Origin of the sequence: Bacteroides sp. OF03-11BH (assembly GCF_003604005.1) — a bacterium.
Lineage (GTDB): Bacteria > Bacteroidota > Bacteroidia > Bacteroidales > Bacteroidaceae > Bacteroides > Bacteroides ovatus.
The window spans coordinates 195,830-217,469 of sequence record NZ_QTMW01000001.1; the positions used below are offsets into that span (position 1 = coordinate 195,830).

Annotated in this window: 14 protein-coding genes and 1 tRNA gene; 9 read left to right on the plus strand and 6 right to left on the minus strand. The window is 44.3% G+C overall.

All coding sequences use genetic code 11. The features are described from left to right. The first annotated feature begins 3 nt into the window (after positions 1–3). The 3 genes from DXA54_RS00870 (at position 4) to DXA54_RS00880 (ending at position 9,017) form a co-directional block, all read left to right on the plus strand. Complete coding sequence (locus DXA54_RS00870; RefSeq protein WP_120078824.1) at positions 4–6,792, plus strand: CotH kinase family protein; 6,789 nt, start codon at positions 4–6, stop codon at positions 6,790–6,792. A 433-nt stretch (positions 6,793–7,225) separates the two neighbouring features. Then, the gene (locus tag DXA54_RS00875) at positions 7,226–8,521 is read left to right on the plus strand and encodes a reverse transcriptase domain-containing protein (protein WP_117683889.1); all 1,296 of its coding nucleotides are present in this window, start codon (positions 7,226–7,228) and stop codon (positions 8,519–8,521) included. Between the two features lies 1 nt (position 8,522). Further along, positions 8,523–9,017, plus strand: coding sequence for a hypothetical protein (locus DXA54_RS00880; protein WP_117683876.1), 495 nt, complete (start codon positions 8,523–8,525; stop codon positions 9,015–9,017). A gap of 50 nt (positions 9,018–9,067) precedes the next feature. Here the strand turns inward: DXA54_RS00880 and DXA54_RS00885 are convergent, their stop codons facing one another. Next, positions 9,068–10,213, minus strand: coding sequence for a site-specific integrase (locus DXA54_RS00885; protein WP_004303351.1), 1,146 nt, complete (start codon positions 10,211–10,213; stop codon positions 9,068–9,070). Positions 10,214–10,371: 158 nt separating this feature from the next. Further along, positions 10,372–10,445: transfer RNA gene (locus DXA54_RS00890), tRNA-Arg, on the minus strand. A gap of 286 nt (positions 10,446–10,731) precedes the next feature. Between DXA54_RS00890 and DXA54_RS00895 the strand changes: the two genes are divergently transcribed. From DXA54_RS00895 to DXA54_RS00920, 6 genes are all read left to right on the plus strand, one after another. Further along, positions 10,732–11,466 carry a hypothetical protein gene (locus DXA54_RS00895; RefSeq protein ID WP_004295839.1) on the plus strand — a complete coding sequence of 245 codons (735 nt, stop codon included), beginning with the start codon at positions 10,732–10,734 and terminating at the stop codon, positions 11,464–11,466. 129 nt (positions 11,467–11,595) lie between these two features. Continuing rightward, the gene (locus tag DXA54_RS00900) at positions 11,596–12,603 is read left to right on the plus strand and encodes an aminodeoxychorismate synthase component I (RefSeq protein ID WP_008647983.1); all 1,008 of its coding nucleotides are present in this window, start codon (positions 11,596–11,598) and stop codon (positions 12,601–12,603) included. Beyond that, positions 12,587–13,183 (plus strand): aminotransferase class IV family protein, encoded by a 597-nt coding sequence (locus DXA54_RS00905; RefSeq protein WP_004318214.1) that lies wholly within the window; start codon positions 12,587–12,589, stop codon positions 13,181–13,183. The genes DXA54_RS00900 and DXA54_RS00905 overlap by 17 nt, the downstream gene beginning before the upstream one ends. A 277-nt stretch (positions 13,184–13,460) precedes the next feature. Next, positions 13,461–14,135 (plus strand): DUF2461 domain-containing protein, encoded by a 675-nt coding sequence (locus tag DXA54_RS00910; RefSeq protein ID WP_004303345.1) that lies wholly within the window; start codon positions 13,461–13,463, stop codon positions 14,133–14,135. Between the two features lie 37 nt (positions 14,136–14,172). Further along, entirely contained in the window at positions 14,173–14,619 is a 447-nt protein-coding gene (locus tag DXA54_RS00915) for a YhcH/YjgK/YiaL family protein (protein ID WP_004303343.1), read from the plus strand. A gap of 18 nt (positions 14,620–14,637) precedes the next feature. Further along, entirely contained in the window at positions 14,638–16,650 is a 2,013-nt protein-coding gene (locus DXA54_RS00920; protein ID WP_004325877.1) for an alpha amylase C-terminal domain-containing protein, read from the plus strand. 89 nt (positions 16,651–16,739) lie between these two features. On the opposite strand, the gene DXA54_RS00925 is transcribed toward DXA54_RS00920, so the two are convergent. The 4 genes from DXA54_RS00925 to DXA54_RS00940 all read right to left on the minus strand — a co-directional run bounded on the left by DXA54_RS00925 (position 16,740) and on the right by DXA54_RS00940 (position 21,634). Beyond that, positions 16,740–17,228 (minus strand): PepSY-like domain-containing protein, encoded by a 489-nt coding sequence (locus DXA54_RS00925; RefSeq protein WP_004303340.1) that lies wholly within the window; start codon positions 17,226–17,228, stop codon positions 16,740–16,742. A 138-nt stretch (positions 17,229–17,366) separates the two neighbouring features. Continuing rightward, on the minus strand, positions 17,367–19,064 hold the full coding sequence (locus DXA54_RS00930; protein ID WP_004318215.1) for an alpha-amylase family protein: 1,698 nt from the start codon (positions 19,062–19,064) through the stop codon (positions 17,367–17,369). Between the two features lie 53 nt (positions 19,065–19,117). Further along, complete coding sequence (locus DXA54_RS00935) at positions 19,118–19,924, minus strand: patatin-like phospholipase family protein (RefSeq protein ID WP_004295848.1); 807 nt, start codon at positions 19,922–19,924, stop codon at positions 19,118–19,120. A 165-nt stretch (positions 19,925–20,089) separates the two neighbouring features. Beyond that, positions 20,090–21,634 (minus strand): 4Fe-4S binding protein, encoded by a 1,545-nt coding sequence (locus tag DXA54_RS00940; protein WP_120078825.1) that lies wholly within the window; start codon positions 21,632–21,634, stop codon positions 20,090–20,092. Positions 21,635–21,640: the final 6 nt, after the last annotated feature.

Genomic DNA, 21,640 nt, shown 5'->3' on the forward strand with positions numbered 1-21,640 from the left:
TATATGGCAACACAGGAGTATATCGATGATCTTATTATAGTCATTGAAACCGCGGAGGACGCGGAAAGCGTTACTAACCAAATGGTGGCGGCGGTTCTTGGCTTCTTGAACGAACACCTGAAACTGGTTTCCCAGGGTAAGGAAATCGAGGCGGAGGAAGCCGCCCGCATTGCCGCCGATGCAGCCTTGCAGAAGGCTATCGACGCCGTTTCTTTGCGTATCGACCGGCTTGTCGGTGACAACGCTTCGCAGGCAATCGACAACTTTAACGAGATTCTTAATTTTCTGAACGGGCTTAAAGACAGTGATTCGCTGGCCGCATTGCTGGCTGATATTAACGCCCGTATCGGCAGTGAAGACAGTTCGGAGAGTGAAGACGGTTCCCTTTGGGGAAAACTGAAAAGTTTGTCCCAGGATATAACCAGTTGTTCCGATGACATAAGCACATTGCAGATAGACCGTGACAAAATGAAACAGGAGCTGCAGCAGACGGCCGGGCGTCTGTCTTCCACCTTTACCAATGTAAACAACCTTTTGAACGCCGGCAGCGTTTACAGTGACCTGTCGGGAGTGTTTGCAGCATTGAAAACGGCGGGGAAGATTGACGATGTCCGGAAAAACGGCGTGATCCTTTCTTTCCTTACTGCCGACGGCTGGGTAACGAAACAATTTAAAGGCAATCCGGACACGGATTTTGAGAATGTCGAAAAGTGGGAGGATTTCGGCAGCGGCGGTTCAGGCGGCGGGAATACCTATAACGTAACCGGCAGTGTGCCGCTTACGGAAGGTTTCTATACCCTGGCTTCCGCCATTGCCGCGGTACCGGAGAAGTGGCGCGGCCGGGGGCGTGTCATCACCTTTGAAACATCGCTCGGCAAATGGGAGACGTACCAGTTTACCGGAACCGCCCTGGATGCCTGGGACCAGGAGGCGAGCTGGGAAGAGTTCGGCGGCAAAGGAACGGTAAAGAGCGTAACGGTAAACGGCGAGAAGCAGACGCCGGACGCGGCCGGTAATGTGAATGTAAACGTGGATATCCTGGAAGTGGACGAGACTTTGTCCGCCGATTCCACCAATCCGGTAGAAAACAAGGTAGTAACCGCCCGTTTTAACGAGGTGGACGCTTCCACGCTGTTTAACGTAAATGCGGAGGTAAGCGAGGATGAAACATCCGTCCGTCTGTCTTTCCAGAACAAAAGCGGCACGGAAATTACCGCCGTGGATATCCCGGCCGGTTCCGGTGGAGGTTCCGGCGAAACGGTGGCTACTAAAATTGTCTTGAATGCGGCTGTAGATAACGCCATAATCAAGGAAGGCGGAAACGCCCGTCTTACTTATACATACGATCACCAATACACCACGGGGGATGAAAAGGGGGAATCTACCGGGCAAAAGGCGGATATCACCGTTACGATCAGGCGTGGAACAACTACCATGTATTCCCAGACGGTCAGCGATGTTTCCAAAGGCAGTTACGAACTGGACCTTTCAAGTTACTTGCTTGTTGGGAATACCGATATTTACGTAGTGGCAACCACAACCGATCCGACTACCGGCAAGAAACAAACCCGGCAGGCGTTTACATCCGTAAAGGTTGTTAGTCTTTCCCTTACCAGCTCTTACAATCTGGCCGGGGCCATAGCCGCAGGCGGTTATACCCTGGCCGACACGATTAATATTCCTTATGCTGTCAACGGTGCCGGAACAAAGGTCGTCACGCTTTATCTGAACGGTCAGCAACAGAACGCGCACACCATTACAAGATCGGGAACGACAAACGGCAGTTTCAGTTTGTCCCCCTCTTCGCTTGTGACCGGCCGGAATACCGTTCAAATGGTTGCCGAAATGGAGGCTTCCGCCGATCTCGTGTTAAAGTCTGAAAGTATCTATATTGATATTCTGAAATCCGGAGGATCGGCACCGTTCATCGGCACGATGATGAGTTTTCCGGACGGCCGTATTTTTACGGAGGACCATCTTGTTCCGCGCTTGGAAGCGGGGCAGTACGAACAGGTAAAATTTGACTTTGTGGCTTATGATCCTGACGCAACGCCGGCTCAAATGGACGTTTACCGGGACGGGGTGAAAACGCAGTCTGTCAGTGTGGCCCGTACTACGCAGACATATACCAACCGTTTTACGGAGCAGGGCGAGATCACTATGAAATTTAAGACGGGGGCCACGGAATACCCGTTTTATATCGACGTAACGGAAAGCGGGATCGACTTGCAGGAAACTACCGCCGGGCTTGTACTGAAACTTTCGGCAGCCGGGCGGAGTAACAGCGAATCCGATCCGGGAGCCTGGGATTATGGCGACATACATACGACATTTTCTGGTTTCGACTGGAGCAGCAACGGCTGGACGGGTGACGCCCTGAAACTTACGGGAGGCGCGAAGATTGAAATCGGGTACCGGCCGTTCTCCACGGATGCAACCACTACCGGGGCTACCTATGAAATGGAAATTCTTTGTTCGTCGGTAACGGACCGGCAGGGGGTGATACTGGACTGTATGGCCGGCGATATCGGTTTCCAGATGACAACGGAGCAGGCCCTTATGCGTGTTTCCGGCGGTACGGAAGTAAGTACGAAGTTTGCAAGTGATATGAACCTGAAAATGGCCTTTATTGTCGGGGCCAAGGCCGGCAAGCGGTTGCTGGAACTTTATGTAAACGGAATCCGTTGCGGAGCGGTGCAGTATGGGGCTACCGAAGGATTACTGCAGGCGGAACCGGTGAACATCCGTTTGTTCAGTGATACGGCGGATGTGGAGATCAGGAATTTCCGTATTTATAACCGTGCGCTTACGGATGATGAAGAATTGAACAATTACATGGTAGACCGGACTACGTCGGACGAAATGGTCCTGTTATTTGAAAAGAATGATGTTACGGGGGACAACGGTACGGATATCGACATAGACAAGTTACGCGCCCAGGGAAAGGCGGTTATGCGAATTGTCGGCGATGTGAACCTTGTCAACGCCACCAATAACAAGAAATTCGAGGTACCGGTCGATATCTATTTTTATAGCCCGCAGGGTAAGGAGTACGATTTTGTAGCAAGGAATGTCGGTCTAAGAATACAGGGTACATCATCCACCACTTATCCGCGTAAGAATTACCGTCTTTATTTCTTGCGCCTGGAAAAATACGGTACCACGCTGGAAGTTAACGGCGTGGATGTGCCGTCCCTTGAATACAGTTTCAAACCGGGAGCACGGCCGATCAGTATATTCTGTTTGAAAGCGGACTTTTCCGATTCTTCCGGTACACATAATACCGGTGCGGTGCGTATTGTGAACGACGTTTGGAAGAGGTGCGGGTGGCTGACACCGCCGCAGGCTGCATATAAGGGGGAATATGACGTACGTATAGGCGTGGACGGTTTCCCTATGGACCTGTTTTATGACAACGACGGCACCGGTGCGAATACTTATCTGGGAAAATACAATTTCAATAATGAGAAGTCGGAAAGTGCGATCATTTACGGTTTTGAAGGAATTGAAGGATTCAACGACGAAGCGGCCCTGAACGGGCAGCGTAACAAATGTATCTGTCTGGAGTTCCTGAACAACTCCGAGGCCCTTTGTCTGTTCGGGACTACCGACATGTCTTCTTTTGATGATGCGCTGGAATTTCGTTTCAAGGCGGACACTACCTGGGCGGATGCACACGAGGACGACAAGGCGGCAGTTACAAGGCTTTGGAACTGGATCGATTCATGTAAGGATGATCCCGCCAAGTTCCTGGCGGAATATAACCAGTATTTCGGTAATGACAGCCCGTTTGCATGGTATCTGATTACCGATTACTTTATGGCTGTGGATAACCGGGCAAAAAACATGATGCTGGCGACTTGGGACTCTCTGATCTGGTATTTCCTTCCTTACGATATGGACACGCTGTTCGGTGTGCGTAATGATTCGGTACTGAAATACGAATATACCATTACCCACGAAAGTTTTGACGATAGTATCGGTAGTTATGCTTTTGCCGGCCATGATTCCGTTTTATGGGAACTGGTACGGTCTTGTCCGGACAAATTGCGTGAAGTGGCGGAAACCTTGCGTAGCAATATGAGCCTTGAATATGTCCTGCAAGTATTTAACGAGGAACAAATGGGCAACTGGTGCGAGCGGATTTATAACAAGGATTCGGAATATAAATATATCCTTCCGCTTACCGAAGGGGTGACAACCGGCAGCGGAACCAGTTATTATAATTATCTGTATGCCTTGCAGGGAAGCCGTTACGCGCACCGTACTTATACCATTCAGAACCGTTTCGCCCTTCTGGATAGTCAATACGTGGCCGGTACTTATCGTCGTGACAGCTTCGCGGCTTATTTCGGGTATAAGTTCGGCAGCGATAACCGGAAAATTCGGATTACGGCCTCCGAACGGTATTATTACGGGTACGGTTACACGTCCGGAACACCGCACCAAAGCGCGGTACTTGCAGAAACGGCCGGGGCTGTGGTGGAACTGACAATGGACACGGATTTAATAGTAAACGATCCGCAATATTTCTACGGTGCAAGCCGTATTCGCGGGCTTGATCTGACGGATGTAGCCCACGCCATTGTCGGCACGTTGAACCTGAACAACTGTACGGCCTTGCGTGAACTGAATGTTAGCTGTGAGGCCGGACAGATGACACTTAATGCCCTTCTGGTGGGTAATTGCCGTAACCTTCGACAACTCGACATATCCGGGCTTAAATCCTCTTCCTTTACCGGTATGGACCTTTCAAGCAACACCAAACTTGAAACCTTCCTGGCCGGTGATACATCCCTTACCGGTGTGACATTCGCCGGCGGTGCGCCTCTGGCCGTTTGCGTCCTTCCCGCAACTTTGCAGACGCTGGAGCTCCGGTACCTGAACAAACTGACCAATGCAGGGCTGCAGCTGGAAAGCACGGCAAATATCACGCGCCTTGTGATTGATAACTGTAGCCTGATCGACTGGAACACGTTGTTACAGCAATGCAGCGCGACCAGCTATCTACGAATTACCGGTATAGATATGGACGGGGACGGAAGTTTGCTTCGCGGGCTTATGACAATGGGCGGTGTTGATGAAGACGGGGGAAACGTGCAGACGTGCCGCCTGGTGGGTACGTACCGGCTGACCCAGTCCATGTCGGACGAAGAGTACGCCGCCACCTGTGCGCACTTCCCGGAACTGAATATCATTCAGCCGCAGTTTGTCTGCATAAAAATAGACCAGACGGTAGAGGACGGGGAAAAGATTACAAACCTGGATAACTCTACCGGATATGACTATAATACGGAATTTACCCCGTCTTCCCATATCCTGGAGGTGTTGGCGAAAAGACATTGCGTTCTGGCCAAAAAGACGGCGGAGGGTGAAATGACCTGTTATCCGCTTCATGATGAGAGCCGGAACAAATACGCCGACAGTGACAGCGTGGAGAACGCCACGGATGCAGTATTAACCGGATCGGAAGGCGAAGTTTACGTATATGAGCCTCATTACTGGTACAAGGGAGTAACGGACGTGCTGAACCAATGTCTGTACGGTTTTATTTCAAGCAATGAGGATGCGCCGGCAGCGGCAGGGTACACCAGTGTAAAACTTACCCGCGAAGAGCTGGAGGTAACGGAAGGGATCGGGATTCGTAAGAATACGGATTACACGACCCTTGAAGAGGCGAAGAATGAATACGAATCCGGATCGTTCGCCCTGGTGGACGTGCGGGATTACAAGCAGGTCCGTTTCCCCGGTCTGGCTTCCACTCTTTACGGGGCTGCATTTATAGATGATACGGGCAAAATAGTAAGTCGGGTAAGCGTTTCAAACGCGAACGGTTTTATTAATGGTATGTACCTGTTTTGTGCTGTTCCCGCAGGGGCTACTTTCCTGGCCTTTACTTTCCTTAATTCGGCGGCCTTCGATTTCGTTTTACTCACAACGTCGGAAAGTGTGGAAGCGATCGAGCCGGACTGGGTAGAGCATACGGAATGCCTGGGCGGTGCTTATGAAGCCTACCTGATTGATGATGTGCTGCGTTCTGTCAGCGGTGTTTCAAGTGTAGGAACCATTTCACAGAGCCAGGCAGTCAAATACGCCCAGAATCGGGGCAAAGGTTTCCAGCTGTTCGACTGGGAGATGCACAAGGATGTGGGTAATCTGCATTTCTTTAAATACGGTAATACCGATTCGCAGGGAGTTTGCGGATATGGAACAAACAATTACCAGAAAGTGACAGGCCTTACCAATGCGCTGGGGATGCGTGATACGGTTTCTTATTATAAGGAAAAGGGCGGTTCCAATCCACAGGCGGAAGGTGCTTATCGGGACGGTGTAAATTATCAGTCCGTCAATGTGCTGGGATATGAGAATTTCCAGGGAAACAAGGCGGAATGGTTGCAGTATGTCACAGTAAACAAGACGGCGGCGGACGGAAGGTGGTTTATTACCATGCCGGACGGAACGGAACGCATTGTACAGGGAATTACTGTTTATAACGCGGATATTTATCCTACCCACATGGTTTGGGGCCAGTATATGGATTTGATTGCAGCTAAAGAAGGCGGTTCCACTTCCTCACATTGGTTCGATAGGTTCTATGTGGGTACCGGTCTTTCTCGTGTGGTGTATCGGTCGTACAGCTACGCGTACGCGTTGGGCGGTGTTTCGTATGCGTCCGCGTTTTACGATTCATCTTTCACGAATGCGTTCATCGGTGTTCGGCTTGCCTTCAGGGGCATAATACGCTGGGCGGGCAGCGTCGCGGCCTTTAAAGCCATAAATCAGGCAGATTAAGAGAAAAAACAGCAACGTAAAACGTTGTGCGGGTAGCGCGGGCGTCCGGAAAGTAAGACGGGCGCCGGTACTTCCGAAAAGTACAAAGGCGGATTTCCTCATATACACTCGTGTGGTGTATCGGTCGAACAACAACGCGAACGCGTTAGGCGGTGTTTCGTATGCGAACGCGAATAACGATTCATCGAACACGAATGCGAACATCGGTGTTCGGCTTGCAAACAATTAGAATAAAGAAAAAGCGCATAAGCCTTGAAAATTGGCGTACAACAGTGGGAACGTGTTCCCGGCGTGGAGCCAAGAGGAATGAGCCTCGCCAACAGCAGCCGTTTACGGTTGGAAAGGGGAAAAATAAAGCGCAGGGCAATGGGGTTTGGTAGGAAGTTTTTTCGAAGAAGCCCGGCCCGGGGAATTGAAGGCTGATTTAATTATCATGTGGAGAGAAGATAATATTATAGAAGAGATTGTCGAGGACGCCAATATAGAGGACGCCATAAAAACGGTATTGCGCAAAAGAAGACGAAAGCGCAGCTTTGCCGGGCGTAGAATACTGGCGGATGTCCCGAAGGCGGTAGAGAGGATCAGGCAGCGGATCAGGAGTGGGCGGTTCAAGCTCGGAGGATATCGGGAAATGACCGTAGACGACGGGCCGAAAGTAAGGATCGTACAATCGGTTTCCCTGGAAGACAGGATCGTTCTTAACGCCGTTATGAATGTGGTGGACCGGCATTTGAAAGTACGTTTTATCCGGACTACTTCCGCATCCATTAAAAACAGGGGAACGCATGACCTTTTACAGTATATCGTTAAAGATATAAAGGATGATCCCGAAGGAACCCTGTTCGGGTACCAGTTCGATATAACGAAATTCTATGAGAGCGTAGACCAGGACGTTTTGCTGGATGCAGTGAAAAAGATGTTCAAGGATAAAATATTGATCGGAATCCTGGAAGAGTGCATCCGCATGATGCCTAAAGGCGTGAGTATCGGACTAAGATCATCGCAGGGGCTTTGTAATTTGCTTCTGTCTATTTATCTGGATCACCGGTTAAAGGATCAGGAGGCAGTAGCACACTATTACCGGTATTGTGACGACGGTCTGGTGCTTTCTGGTAGCAAGAAATACCTTTGGAAGGTTAGGGATATCATTCATGAACAGGCCCGTAAAGCCCGCCTGGAGATTAAAAGTAATGATACCGTTTTCCCGATTACCGAAGGTATCGACTTTCTGGGATATGTAACCCGCCCGGATCATGTGCGGTTAAGGAAGCGTAACAAACAAAAGTTCGCCCGCAAGATGCACAAGGTTAAAAGCAAGAAACGTAGGCAGGAGTTAACCGCTTCATTTTACGGGCTTACAAAACATGCTGATTGCAAGAACTTATTTTATAAACTAACAGGAAAGAAAATGAAAAAATTAAAAGATTTGGGCTACAAGTACAAGCCTAAAGACGGACGGAAACGATTTACCGGGGCAAGGATCAAGTCGCCCGAACTGATGAACAAGGATGTGATCGTACTTGATTATGAAAAGGATGTTCCGACGAAAAACGGAAACCGGACTGTTATAAAGCTGGAACTCGACGGCAAGGAGAGAAAGTATTTTACCAGCCTTGAGGAAACCCTTTTCATTTGTGAATCAGCGGCAAGAGACGGAGAACTGCCTTTTGAAGCACATTGCGAAGGTGAAGTAAGTGAAAAAGGATTGATAATTATACATTTTACTTGAAATGATACGAATTTATGCAGACAGCAAGGCGGAACCGGTAAGATGTACCAACCGCCGCCGGGGAATCTGGCGCATTACGTGGGATTACCAGGAAACAGAGACAGCAGAAGGAGTCCAACGTAGTTACATGGAAGAGACGTTCGATCATCTACCCGCACTGGCAGAAATCAAGGCGGTTATTAATGAATGGTATAACCGGAAGATAACCGACACGATCGAAAGCGGGTACATATGGAACGGTCTGAAAGTCTGGCTTTCCATGGAGAACCAGATGAATTATAAGACGGCGTACGATCTTGCCTTGCAGACAGGCGGGGAAAACCTTCCTGTTACTTTCAAGCTCGGGGAAGAAGACAACCCGACGTTTTACGAGTTTGCAAGTATGCAGCAACTACAAGAGTTTTACACCGGTGCCGTGAAACATATACAGGAGACACAAAAGGAAGGCTGGGAACTTAAAAAGGCGATAGACTGGAGTGTTTATACGTTGGAGTAGAAAAGCGAAAGGGGGAAGCGGGAAATACGGTTCCCCCTTCACTCTTTTAGTTATAACATATCATCAAAGGCGTGTATTCCCGCTTCGCGTTCATCTTCCAGAGCATGTGCGTAAACCATTGTCATAGTTATAGAACTATGTCCCAAAAGGTGGGATAGCGTTACGATATCATGTGTTTTCTTATAATACAAGGTAGCGAATGTATGCCGCCCGGTCTTTGAACTGATATCCTTTGTTATTCCTACTTTACCGGCTATTGTTTTCAATACCCGGTTTATATCCTGATCCGTGGGAAGGTTCATAAACAAGTTACCTTTTGTACGTCCGGCCCGGTAATATTCATAAATATAACGTGCCGGGTCCGATAAGGGTACAGTTACCGGTATTTTGGTCTTACCTCGTGTGTAGTGTAGTTCATTCCCTATGAACTGGTTTATCTGCAATGCTTTTGCATCGCCTATATGCAAAGAAGTAAAACAAAGAAACAGAAAAAAACGGAGTACGTTCTGGGTACATTCTTCCAGGCGGCCGGACCGGTACAAGGCGGTCAGACGGAGGAGTTCTTCTTCCGTCAGGTATATAACTTCACTTTTGGGGCGACGTATCTTTATGGCCGCGAACGGGTCCTGGTCCATATAACCGCCGCGTATGGCGGCACCTACATATATTTTGATAGTAGCCATGTTACGCCATGCCGTAGAATCCATGTTACCTATTTTGCGAAGATATGCAAAGAAAGACAGGAGAAATTCATGGGTAATCTCTGAAAATACAAGGCCGGGGGCGAATGTTTCCAGTTTCTTGATGATAGAAACGTGATGTTTCCAGGTACCGAAAGAAATTGTTTTGCTAATTTGTTTGAGGTAAACCCGTGCAAAATCAAAGAAGGTACCAAAATCGGAAGGATTGTTATACTGGCGGAAGAAACTTTCTTTTGTCAGCGTCTCATTTTTAAGACGGGCACGAACAAATATGTCGCTTACACGTGACCGGATGTTTGAGATGATTAAATTTTTGTCTTTACTCTCTTTGTCCCGGCCTTTTATCACTTCGTTTTGCTCGTCCCATTCTTTGGACGTGACACTTAACCTTACCGCGATCCTTATTTTCTCACGGTTGATATAAAATTCCACATACAGGGGGAGCCGGTCGGTTTTGCCTTTTTTGCCTTGTCTTACAACTCTTATTGCCGTCATTTTTATATGCCTATTTTATGCCTGTAGAGGGGATATGCCTACAAATATGCCTACACAGGCAGGTTATTAAAAGTTAAACGGGGCGAAAGTAAAACGTTTAATATCAGCTATTTAAAAGAAAAATCCGATAACATTTAACTGTTACCGGATGTTAATAGTGATTCCGCTGCGATTCGAACGCAGGACCCACGCCTTAGAAGGGCGTTGCTCTATCCAGCTGAGCTACGGAACCAGCCTTATTTGCGGATGCAAAGGTAGTGCTTTTTATGAAAACTCAAAAACTTTCCGGCACTTTTTTATTCATATTTTTCTTTATGGCTATGAATCAGTAATTTATAAAAGAGAAATATTTTGTTTACTTATATGATTGGGGAGGAATGAATAGGAAAACGTCATTTTTACGAAGAATAACGAACGTTATATAGGTTTCAAAAAGGTCAAAAAAATAAAATACGGTTGTGTTTTTCTATTATAACTTCTACTTTTGAACGATAAACAACTAAAAAACACATAAAGTTATGAAGAAATTGATTTTTTTATTTGCATTTTGTATTGTAGTGACTAATGTTTTTGCACAAACCGCCCCAGAGCAATTGAAAAAAGAAGGAAATGATGCATTTAATGCTAAAAATTATCCAGTAGCGTATGCGAAGTTCAGCGAATATCTGAAACAGACTAATAATCAGGATTCTGCAACAGCTTACTATTGTGGTATAGCAGCAGACGAAGTGAAAAAGTATGCGGAAGCCGTGACCTTTTTCGATATTGCTATTCAGAAAAAATTTAATATAGGAAATGCGTATGCTCGTAAAGCTTTGGCTTTAGATGCACAAAAGAAGACTGCTGAATATGTAGCTACATTAGAAGAAGGGCTGAAAGTCGATCCTAAGAATAAGACAATGGTGAAGAATTATGGTCTTCATTATCTAAAAGCAGGACTTGCAGCACAGAAAGCAGGAAAAGCAGAAGAAGCTGAAGATTGTTTTAAGAAAGTAATTCCTTTGGATCACAAGCAATATAAAACAAATGCATTGTACAGTTTAGGAGTTCTGTGCTATAATGATGGCGCTAATATCCTGAAGAAAGCTGCTCCTTTGGCAAATTCTGATGCAGATAAATATGCTGCAGAAAAAGAAAAAGCTGATGGTAGATTTAAAGAAGCATTAGACTATCTGGAAGAAGCTGCTAAGATCTCTCCGGAAAATGAAAATGTGAAGAAGATGCTTCCTCAAGTGAAAGCTGTTATGAAGTAATTTGACCAATTTTATAAATGATAAAGGGTTGCCGATATGACACGTCGGACAACCCTTTTTTATTGCTATCTTTTTCTAATCTATACTTTTTGTGTACATTTGCCTTCCCTAAACGTAGAAGTATTTTATATGCACTTATATAATAAGGAACAGGCTATTAAACGAATGAACCAGTTGGGACAACTCCACCGTCCTTTCATTTTCATTATAAATTATCTACAAGATGTATCTTATATAGAGGAGGTTGCCGCTGTTGATTCCGCTGAAGTTTTGTATAATTTGAATGGATTTACCAATCAGATTATATCGGCTGAAGATGATATAGCTACTTACTCCGCAAAAACAGTGCCTTCACTACATTGGCAGCCTTTCGCAGAATCTTTCTCTTCTTATCAACGTTCGTTTAATATCGTGCGACGGAACATCCTGGCAGGAAATAGTTTCCTTACGAATTTGACGTGTCGCACTCCGGTAGAAACCAATCTCACTCTGAAAGATATTTATTTTCATTCAAAAGCGATTTATAAGCTATGGATTAAAGATCGTTTTACGGTTTTCTCTCCTGAAATATTTGTTAGAATTCATCAAGGAAAAATTAGCTCATATCCGATGAAGGGAACCATTGATGCTTCAATTCCCTCTGCTGCTCAATTATTGATGAATGATCCGAAAGAGACTGCCGAACATGCTACCATTGTAGATCTGATTCGTAATGATTTAAGTATGGTTGCCAACCGGGTGTCAGTTTCCCGGTATCGGTATATGGACAGGTTACAGACTAATCGGGGAGTCATTTTCCAGACGAGTTCTGAAATTCAGGGTATATTGCCTGAAAATTATCAGGAGCATTTGGGAGATATTATTTTCAGATTACTGCCAGCCGGTTCTATTACCGGTGCTCCAAAGAAAAAGACGATGCAGATTATCCAGGAAGCTGAAACCTACGACAGAGGATTTTATACAGGAGTTATGGGATATTCTGATGGCATTGATTTAGATAGTGCCGTTATGATACGTTTTGTAGAACAGGAAGGAGAGAAGATGTATTTTAAAAGTGGAGGTGGGATTACCTGCCAGAGTGATGTGGAAAGCGAGTATAATGAAATGAAACAAAAAGTATATGTACCCATTTATTGAGACTATCCGGATAGAGGATGGACAGATTTATAATCTTGATTATCACACAGAGCGCTTTAATGAAACCCGTGCAGCTTTTTGGAAAGACAGCACTCCGCTGGATTTACGGGAATTTATATCTCCGCCAACTTTAAATGGAATTCATAAATGCCGGATTGTATATGGAAAAGAAGTGGAAGAAGTTACGTATGCGCCCTATCAGATGCGACAGGTATCTTCTTTGCATTTGGTTGTGTCCGATACCATTGATTATACTTATAAAAGTGCGCATCGGGAAGAACTGAATGCCTTGTACGCTCAAAAAGGAATGGCGGATGATATTTTAATTGTGAGAAATGGCTATCTGACAGATACCTCTATAGCTAATGTTGCTCTCTATGACGGAGATACCTGGTTCACACCAGCTCATCCGTTACTCCGGGGGACGAAACGAAGCGAATTTCTGGACAGGCAGCTCATTGTTGAGAAAGACATTCCGCAAATATGTTTGAAAGACTATTCCCATATCATGTTATTCAATGCAATGATTGACTGGAAACACATTATATTGCCTATAAATGAGAAACATTTAATTCTATAAACTATAATTAACTGAAATATACAGAGAACTGCTGAACAAAAGTCTCTTTTGTACTGTTATATTTATGTGTTTTTCATAGTATTAGATATAAGATTAATTAAAGAGATTGTACTTCACTTGTGAAAGCTAAAGTACGTCAGAGACAGAAGAGTCTGTTTTTTTGATAAATGTGTTAGAGCATCGGTTTTACCAGGCCGATGCTTTTTTTATGTCCTTTTACCCCCTTTTGTAGTTTATATGAAATAAAATTTGTACGTTTGTAGAGTAATAATAGAAAATGATAAAGATGAACATACCCGTTATCTTTCAGTTTTTAAAAGATCTTTCCGCGAATAATAATCGTGAGTGGTTTAATGAGCATAAGGCAGAATATGAAACAGCCCGTGCCGAGTTCGACAACTTTTTGGCAACAGTGATCGCCCGTATTTCCCTGTTTGATGAAACTATCCGGGGGATTCAGCCCAAAGACTGTACTTATCGTATTTACCGGGATACCCGCTTCTCTGCGGATAAAACACCTTATAAAATACATTTCGGAGGTTATATCAATGCCAAAGGAAAGAAGTCCGATCATTGTGGATATTATGTACACTTGCAGCCGGATGGTTCTATGCTTGCCGGAGGAAGCCTGTGTCTGCCTACCAATATCCTGAAAGCAGTGCGACAATCTATCTATGATAATATCGAAGAGTTTGTTGCGATCGTAGAAGATCCGGAGTTTAAGAAATACTTCCCGGTGATAGGAGAGGATTTTCTGAAAACAGCTCCGAAAGGTTTTCCGAAAGATTTCAAGTACATTGATTATTTGAAATGTAAAGAATATGTTTGCTCTTATAATGTTCCAGATGACTTCTTTACCCGACCGGATATGTTGGAACAGATAGACAAAGTGTTCCGGCAATTCAAACGGTTTGCCGATTTTATAAATTATACGATTGATGATTTTGAATAAATAATGCCTAGAATATAAACTTTAAAATTTAACTTATATGGTAGTAGATACTTTAGAAAATCTGGAGAAATATGCGTCTTTAAACCCTCTGTTTGCACAGGCTATTGAATTCTTGAAGTCTCATGACCTCCAAGCCATGGAAGTTGGTAAGACAGAACTGAAAGGAAAAGATTTGTTGGTGAATATTGCACAAACCAAACCTAAAACAAAAGAGGAAGCCAAACTGGAAACTCATAACGAATTTATTGATATTCAAATCCCATTGTCGGGAACAGAAATAATGGGGTATACTGCTGCTAAAGACTGTGTTCCGGCAGATGCACCTTACAACGAGGAAAAAGATATTACTTTCTTCGAAGGATTAGCAGAAACATACGTTGCCGTAAAACCGGGAATGTTTGCTATCTTTTTCCCGCAAGACGGTCATGCTCCCGGTATCACTCCAGATGGTGTGAAGAAAGTAATCGTAAAAGTAAAAGCATAATCCTAATTCAATTCTGATATGGAAAAGACACTTAATCTCGTAAAAAACGATCCCTGGCTGGAGCCTTTTGCCGGTGCTATCACCGGACGCCATCAGCATGTATTAGACAAAGAAGCTGAATTGACGAATAAGGGAAAACAAACCCTTTCAGATTTTGCATCGGGGTATCTTTATTTTGGATTGCATCGCACCGATAAGGGGTGGACTTTCCGTGAATGGGCTCCTAATGCTACTCATATTTATATGGTGGGTACATTTAATAATTGGGAGGAAAAAGCTGCCTACAAGCTGAAAAAACAAAAGAATGGCATTTGGGAAATCAACCTGCCGGCGGATGCCATTCATCATGGCGATCTCTACAAACTGAATGTATATTGGGAATGCGGACAAGGCGAACGTATTCCTGCGTGGGCTACACGTGTGGTACAGGATGAACAGACCAAAATATTCAGTGCACAAGTCTGGGCTCCGGAGAACCCCTATAAATTCAAGAAGAAAACATTTAAGCCCGACACGAATCCGCTGTTGATTTATGAATGTCATATCGGAATGGCACAGCAGGAGGAAAAAGTGGGCACATATAACGAATTCCGCGAGAAAATACTTCCTCGTATTGCTGAAGAAGGATATAATTGTATCCAGATTATGGCTATTCAGGAACATCCATATTATGGAAGCTTCGGTTATCATGTATCCAGTTTCTTTGCTGCCTCTTCGCGTTTTGGTACCCCCGATGAACTAAAAGCATTGATTGATGCTGCTCATGAGATGGGTATTGCTGTGATTATGGACATCGTTCATTCACATGCAGTGAAGAATGAAGTAGAAGGACTAGGAAACTTTGCCGGTGATCCGAATCAGTATTTTTATCCGGGCGCTCGTCGCGAACATCCGGCTTGGGACTCTCTCTGCTTTGATTATGGCAAGAATGAAGTGATCCACTTCCTGTTGTCAAACTGCAAGTACTGGCTGGAAGAATATAAATTTGACGGATTCCGTTTTGATGGAGTGACTTCTATGTTATATTACAGCCATGGACTGGGTGAAGCTTTCTGTAACTACGGAGATTATTTCAACGGTCATCAGGATGATAATGCGATTTGTTACCTGACACTGGCTAATGAAGTGATTCATCAGGTAAATCCGAAGGCGATAACCATTGCCGAAGAAGTTTCCGGTATGCCGGGACTGGCTGCCAAAGTAGAAGATGGCGGTTACGGCTTCGATTATCGTATGGCCATGAATATTCCGGACTACTGGATCAAGACAATCAAAGAAAAGATCGATGAAGACTGGAAGCCTTCCAGCATGTTCTGGGAAGTAACCAACCGTCGCCAGGATGAAAAGACCATTTCGTATGCAGAAAGTCATGACCAGGCATTAGTAGGAGATAAGACGATTATCTTCCGCCTGATTGATGCCGATATGTACTGGCACATGCAGAAGGGAGACGAAAATTATGTTGTCAACCGTGGTATTGCTTTGCATAAAATGATCCGCCTGCTGACCTCTTCGACTATCAACGGAGGTTATCTGAACTTTATGGGAAATGAATTCGGGCATCCCGAATGGATTGACTTCCCGCGTGAAGGTAACGGATGGTCGTGCAAATATGCCCGCCGCCAATGGGATTTGGTGGACAACAAAAATCTGACCTATCACTATATGGGTGATTTTGATAAAGAAATGCTGAAAGTTCTCAAGAGTGTGAAAGATTTCCAGGCAACACCTGTTCAGGAAATATGGCATAATGATGGCGATCAGGTATTGGCATACGAACGGAAAGACCTTATATTTGTCTTTAACTTTAATCCAAAGCAGTCATTCACTGATTATGGATTCCTGGTAACTCCGGGAGCTTATGAAGTGATACTGAACACCGACGATGTAGCATTTGGAGGAAATGGTTTAGCAGACGACTCTGTCGTGCACTTCACTATTACCGATCCGCTGTACAAGAAGGAAAAGAAAGAGTGGCTGAAACTCTATATTCCTGCCCGTACCGCTGTAGTACTTAGAAAGAAAAAATAATTTTATCTTTAAATCAAGAAGCCCCCGCAAATATTATTGAATATCTGCGGGGGCTTTCTCGTTTATTACCCTATTATATAATTCAGTTCCTAGTTTTCCAGAAAGGTACTTGGCCCGAGAATATCATACATATCACTAACGTTGCGCGTTTTGAGCAATACCCCTTGTGGAGTATAGAATAACTGATATTTGATGTCGACATTATCTTGCCCTACCTTAATTACTATAATAGCCTGCCATTTGGGAAACTCCACCATTGTCACATTATCTACCACCCAATTTGCGTATGGGCCGGATACAAAGGCATTATAGACTGTTGGGGTCAGCCGGTCGAGACTGACAAGATCAGTCTGCGTCATCACCCATTGTCCCCGAACGTTGAACCATACATTTTTAGTAAATCCGTTCATTGCAAAGTTGGCACAATAATATCCGTCGTCTTGTGACCAGGCGACGCCATTTGCTTTAGGATACATTTTCTTGAAAGTCGACTGTACATTGCCGGGAGGGGTATCTCCAAAGACAGATGTAGATAATAGCAGAAACAATGCGATTGCACAAATCATAAATTTCTTCATAAGCTTTGAGTTTAGAGGATTATTTATCTACCTAAACAGCCTTTGAGAATATTTGTTTGAGTGATGTGCATAAAATAATCCCCCGGTCATTCATAAGTGACCGAGGGATGAAGAGTATACAGATCTTAGTCTTTTTATTTAAAAAGTAATCTTTAAAATCTTTCCGTTATAGCCTCCTACCGAAACATCCGTGGGCTTATAAGGTAATAGACTGATTTCTTCTTTAGCGCCCGTCATCAAATCAGTGGCCTGATAAGATTCCATTTGAGGAATCTGTAAAAAGTCGAAAGCATGTGAAGGCACATTGATAGCAACATCTACCAGTTGACTGTCGAAATTAATAATGAAAAACAGAATCTCATTTTTATATTTTCGCATAAAAGTATATTGTTTATGCTCATTGAAACGCCATCCGTTTATATTGGCATACATTAAATCAAAGAATACTCCCTTGCTGATTGCCTGCTCTTCATTACAAATCGTCAGTACTTTTTGGTAGATAGAGTAGAGGTGTTTATGCTCTTCAGTAAGCATCTTCCCGTCAAATTTACCTCCGTTGCGCCAGCGTCGTATGCTGTCTACACTCCAATAATCGAATATAGTAGTCCGTCCGTCCCTTCCGCTAAATCCTTCACTATCCATGCCCAGTTCTCCAAACTCCTGACCGAAGTAGATCATCATAGGATTAGTGTTCATACAGGCGGAAACGATCAGTGCGGGAATTCCTTTACGCGGGTTGCCGGCAAAGAAATCAGAAGCGATACGTTGCTCGTCGTGATTCTCCAGGAAGTTGAGCATCTTTTTCTCTATTCCATTCAGACTTTGCCAGCAATGAGTGATAGCGGATGCAGATTCATATCCACAAGCTACATTGCGTAACGTGTCATACAGCCCTACCTTATCATACAGGTAATCAAACTTGCCGCGGAACAGATAGTTACGGTATTCACCTGGATTGTAAACCTCTGCGATGAAAAGTATTTCAGGATAAGCCTCTTTTACTTGAGGAATAGCCCATTCCCAGAATTCAACAGGAACCATTTCGGCCATGTCGCAGCGGAAACCGTCAATGTCTTTTGATGCCCAGAAAAGAAGAATGTCCAGCATCTTTATCCAAGTATCCGGAGTCGGGGAGAAGTGGCAGGTACCGCCATTCTGATAATCCACTCCATAGTTTAATTTCACTGTTTCATACCAGTCGGTGATATTGGGAGTAGCATCAAAACGATTGTTACCGGTAGCTTTCGCCGGGAATTCCCGGTAAGGCTCTGCTGCACCGTCTTTCATATCAAACTGGGCATGAAGTTCCGCTTGCGGAATATAATAGAAATTATTATATGGGCTGAAAGATTGGCTGGAGTCATCGTTAGCTCCCAATTCGGTCGTACCGTCCGGTTGTGCATCCGAGTGATATTGGCGTGCTACGTGATTAGGTACAAAATCAATAATTACTTTCAGACCTGTGCGATGTGTGCGATGTACCAGATTCTCAAATTCTTTCATACGTCCTTGCACGTCGTTAGCCAAGTCAGGATCTACATCATAATAATCCTTGATAGCATACGGAGAACCAGCTTTTCCTTTCACAATAGCAGGATGATCCGGACTGATATTATAACGGCGATAGTCCGTTTGAGTGGCATGCTCGATGATGCCTGTATACCATATATGTGTAGCACCTAATTTCTTGATTTCACCAAGTGCTTTGAGCGTGAAATCAGCCATTTTCCCGCAACCATTGGTGGCAATGTCTCCATTGTAGACACAGTGGTTGTTGTTATTTCCAAACAGGCGGGTGAATACTTGGTAGATAATTATTTTATTTTCGTCATTCATATAGAGTAGATTATTAATATTCGTATTCATTCTTGTTTCTGATGGATAGGAGATTATTTCCATATTTTCCCCTTTTCTTCCAACAGTTGACTAAGTACTTCGTTAGCTGTATTATAGCCTTGCCCGAAGATTTCTTCAGCTTTTTCCAGTTCGGTGTTACTGTACCCGTATAGGTTGTATGGTTCGATTAATAAATCGCATTTTTCTCTTTCGGGAAAGGTATTGGCGCGGAACATGAAATGGAATGAGCGCATAGCAATGCTTACAATATTCATTTTGTAATCCTGTGCCATGATGGGACTTACGTTGACAGCTACCACTTTATTGCAAACCCTGCGCAGGGTAGAGACCGGAAGATTCATCATCAATCCTCCATCCACATAGTTAGTGCCGTCTATGTTGACCGGAGAAAACATGACAGGCATACAGCAGGAAGCGGCGACCCGTTCCGCTATGCTTCCCCGATGAAAGTGAACCATGCGACCGTGATCGAGGTCAGTTGCTGTGATAATCAGGGGAAGTTGTAGCTCTTCCAGATTTTTTGCTTTTAAGTTAGTCCGGAGAAAATCAATAAATTCACAGAGGTCAAATAGTCCCTTCTTGGGAATCACCAGTTTGGTTAAATCCTGGAATTTATGTCCGGAGAAATAATCAAGTACTTTGTGCGGCTCGTTGCCGTCCGCGTAAAAGACACCTGCAAGTGCCCCTGCACTTACTCCAGAGATGATTTCCGGTTTAATATCATGTTCCAAAAGAGCTTGCATGACTCCCAAATGGGCAAATCCTTTAATAAATCCTCCGCTTAGTGCATAGCCAATCTGATATTTCCGGCTATTCCAGTTATTTGTGAATACCTCCATGAATTGCTTTCTTTAGTTCGCCACGAATTTAGTGAATTTATTGAAAGTAGGTGGAATATAATGGATAGTTTTTTTAAATCCATACCATCTGTCTTGTTCACATTTGAAATAAACCGTCATAGAACATAAAACACGGATGGAAACTCTGCTCCGGCACCATGTCGGTCAGAATCCGAAATCGTCTATCTCAACTTTGTGCTCTTCGCTTTCTTTGAATGGTTTTGCTTCTTTTTGTACGGGATTTCCTTCGATATAGATGGCACGGAATGGACGGGCGGGACAAACATATTCACATCCTCCACAACCTACACATATTTCTTTATTTACATGGGGAATTGTCAATCCATCCTTATACGGCACCATTGCCACAGCTTGTGTGGGGCAGTGTTCGGAGCAGGCTCCGCAACTGGTTCCATCAGTATAAACAATGCAATTTTCCTCGATGAAAACAACATATCCCATTTGTGTAAGATGTTTTTGCTCTACATTTATGGGAAGAATTGCTCCATTGGGACAGACATCTCCACAGACAGTACAGTCAAAGTTACAAAATCCTTTCTCAAAGCTAATAGTAGGTTGCATCATGCCTGCCAAGCCATATTCCATAAAAGCCGGTTTCAAGATATGAGAAGGGCATTTGCTGACACAAAGATGACAGGATGTGCATTGCTGTTGGAAGTGTTCCCGACTGATAGACCCCGGAGGAGTGATCGGATTTTCCTTTTTGTATGCCTTCTTACCTTCCAAGCTTGCTACAGATTCCTTGGCTTGGGAGATGAGTTTGGGGGTTGCTCCGGCAGTAACAAGACCGGCAACCAAAAAACGGCGTTTGGATGAATCCAAATCCGGTGATGATGGTGCAGAAGTTTCTACATCAGACTGTTTTTTTAAAGAAGGGGCGTAAACTAATGCTTTTTGTTTGCATACTCCCAAACAGTTGAAACAATCTACACAACGACTATAATCAATAGCGTGTTCTTTACTATTGATGCAAGCTGCTTTGCATTTGGTGGCACAAAGCCCGCATCCATTACATTTGGCAGTATCAATACGGACTTTGAATAATGAAAATCGGCTCAATAACCCCAATATTGTTCCTACGGGACAAATCGTATTGCACCATGTCCGTCCATGTTTCCATGCCATTACAAAGATGACTGCAAGAGTAATAATAGCGATGAGAAGGGAAGAAATGCTCAAGATGGAGGTGTCTACCTGATAAAATGTATAATTATCAAATCTGGCAAAGAGTGATTCCAGCAGATTATTCCCCAGCATATAGATAGGTTTGAATATGTGCACTACTACACGTCCATACGCACTGTACGGATCGAGCAAACCAACAATAAATGTAAATCCACATAGAAACCCGACCACTGTCAGTCCGAGCACACCCCAGCGCAATTTGTTTTTTGCAGGACTGTAACTATATCTTTTTTTCTTTTTTCCCGTTGCTTTGGAAATTCGTGCAATCACATCCTGCAAGATACCCATAGGGCAGATTGTAGAACAATATACACGCCCGAATAAAAGCGTTAACACAATGAGAAATAATAAGATACCTATACTTAGTGAAAGGATGGCTGGAATAAATTGTAAATGTGCCAGCCGATGAAAACTGTTCGGTAATATTTCTGCGAAATCGAGAAAAAAGAAAGAAATCAGCACAAATAAAAGTGCTGATATTCCAATACGTAGCCTTCTTAACATGGTTGT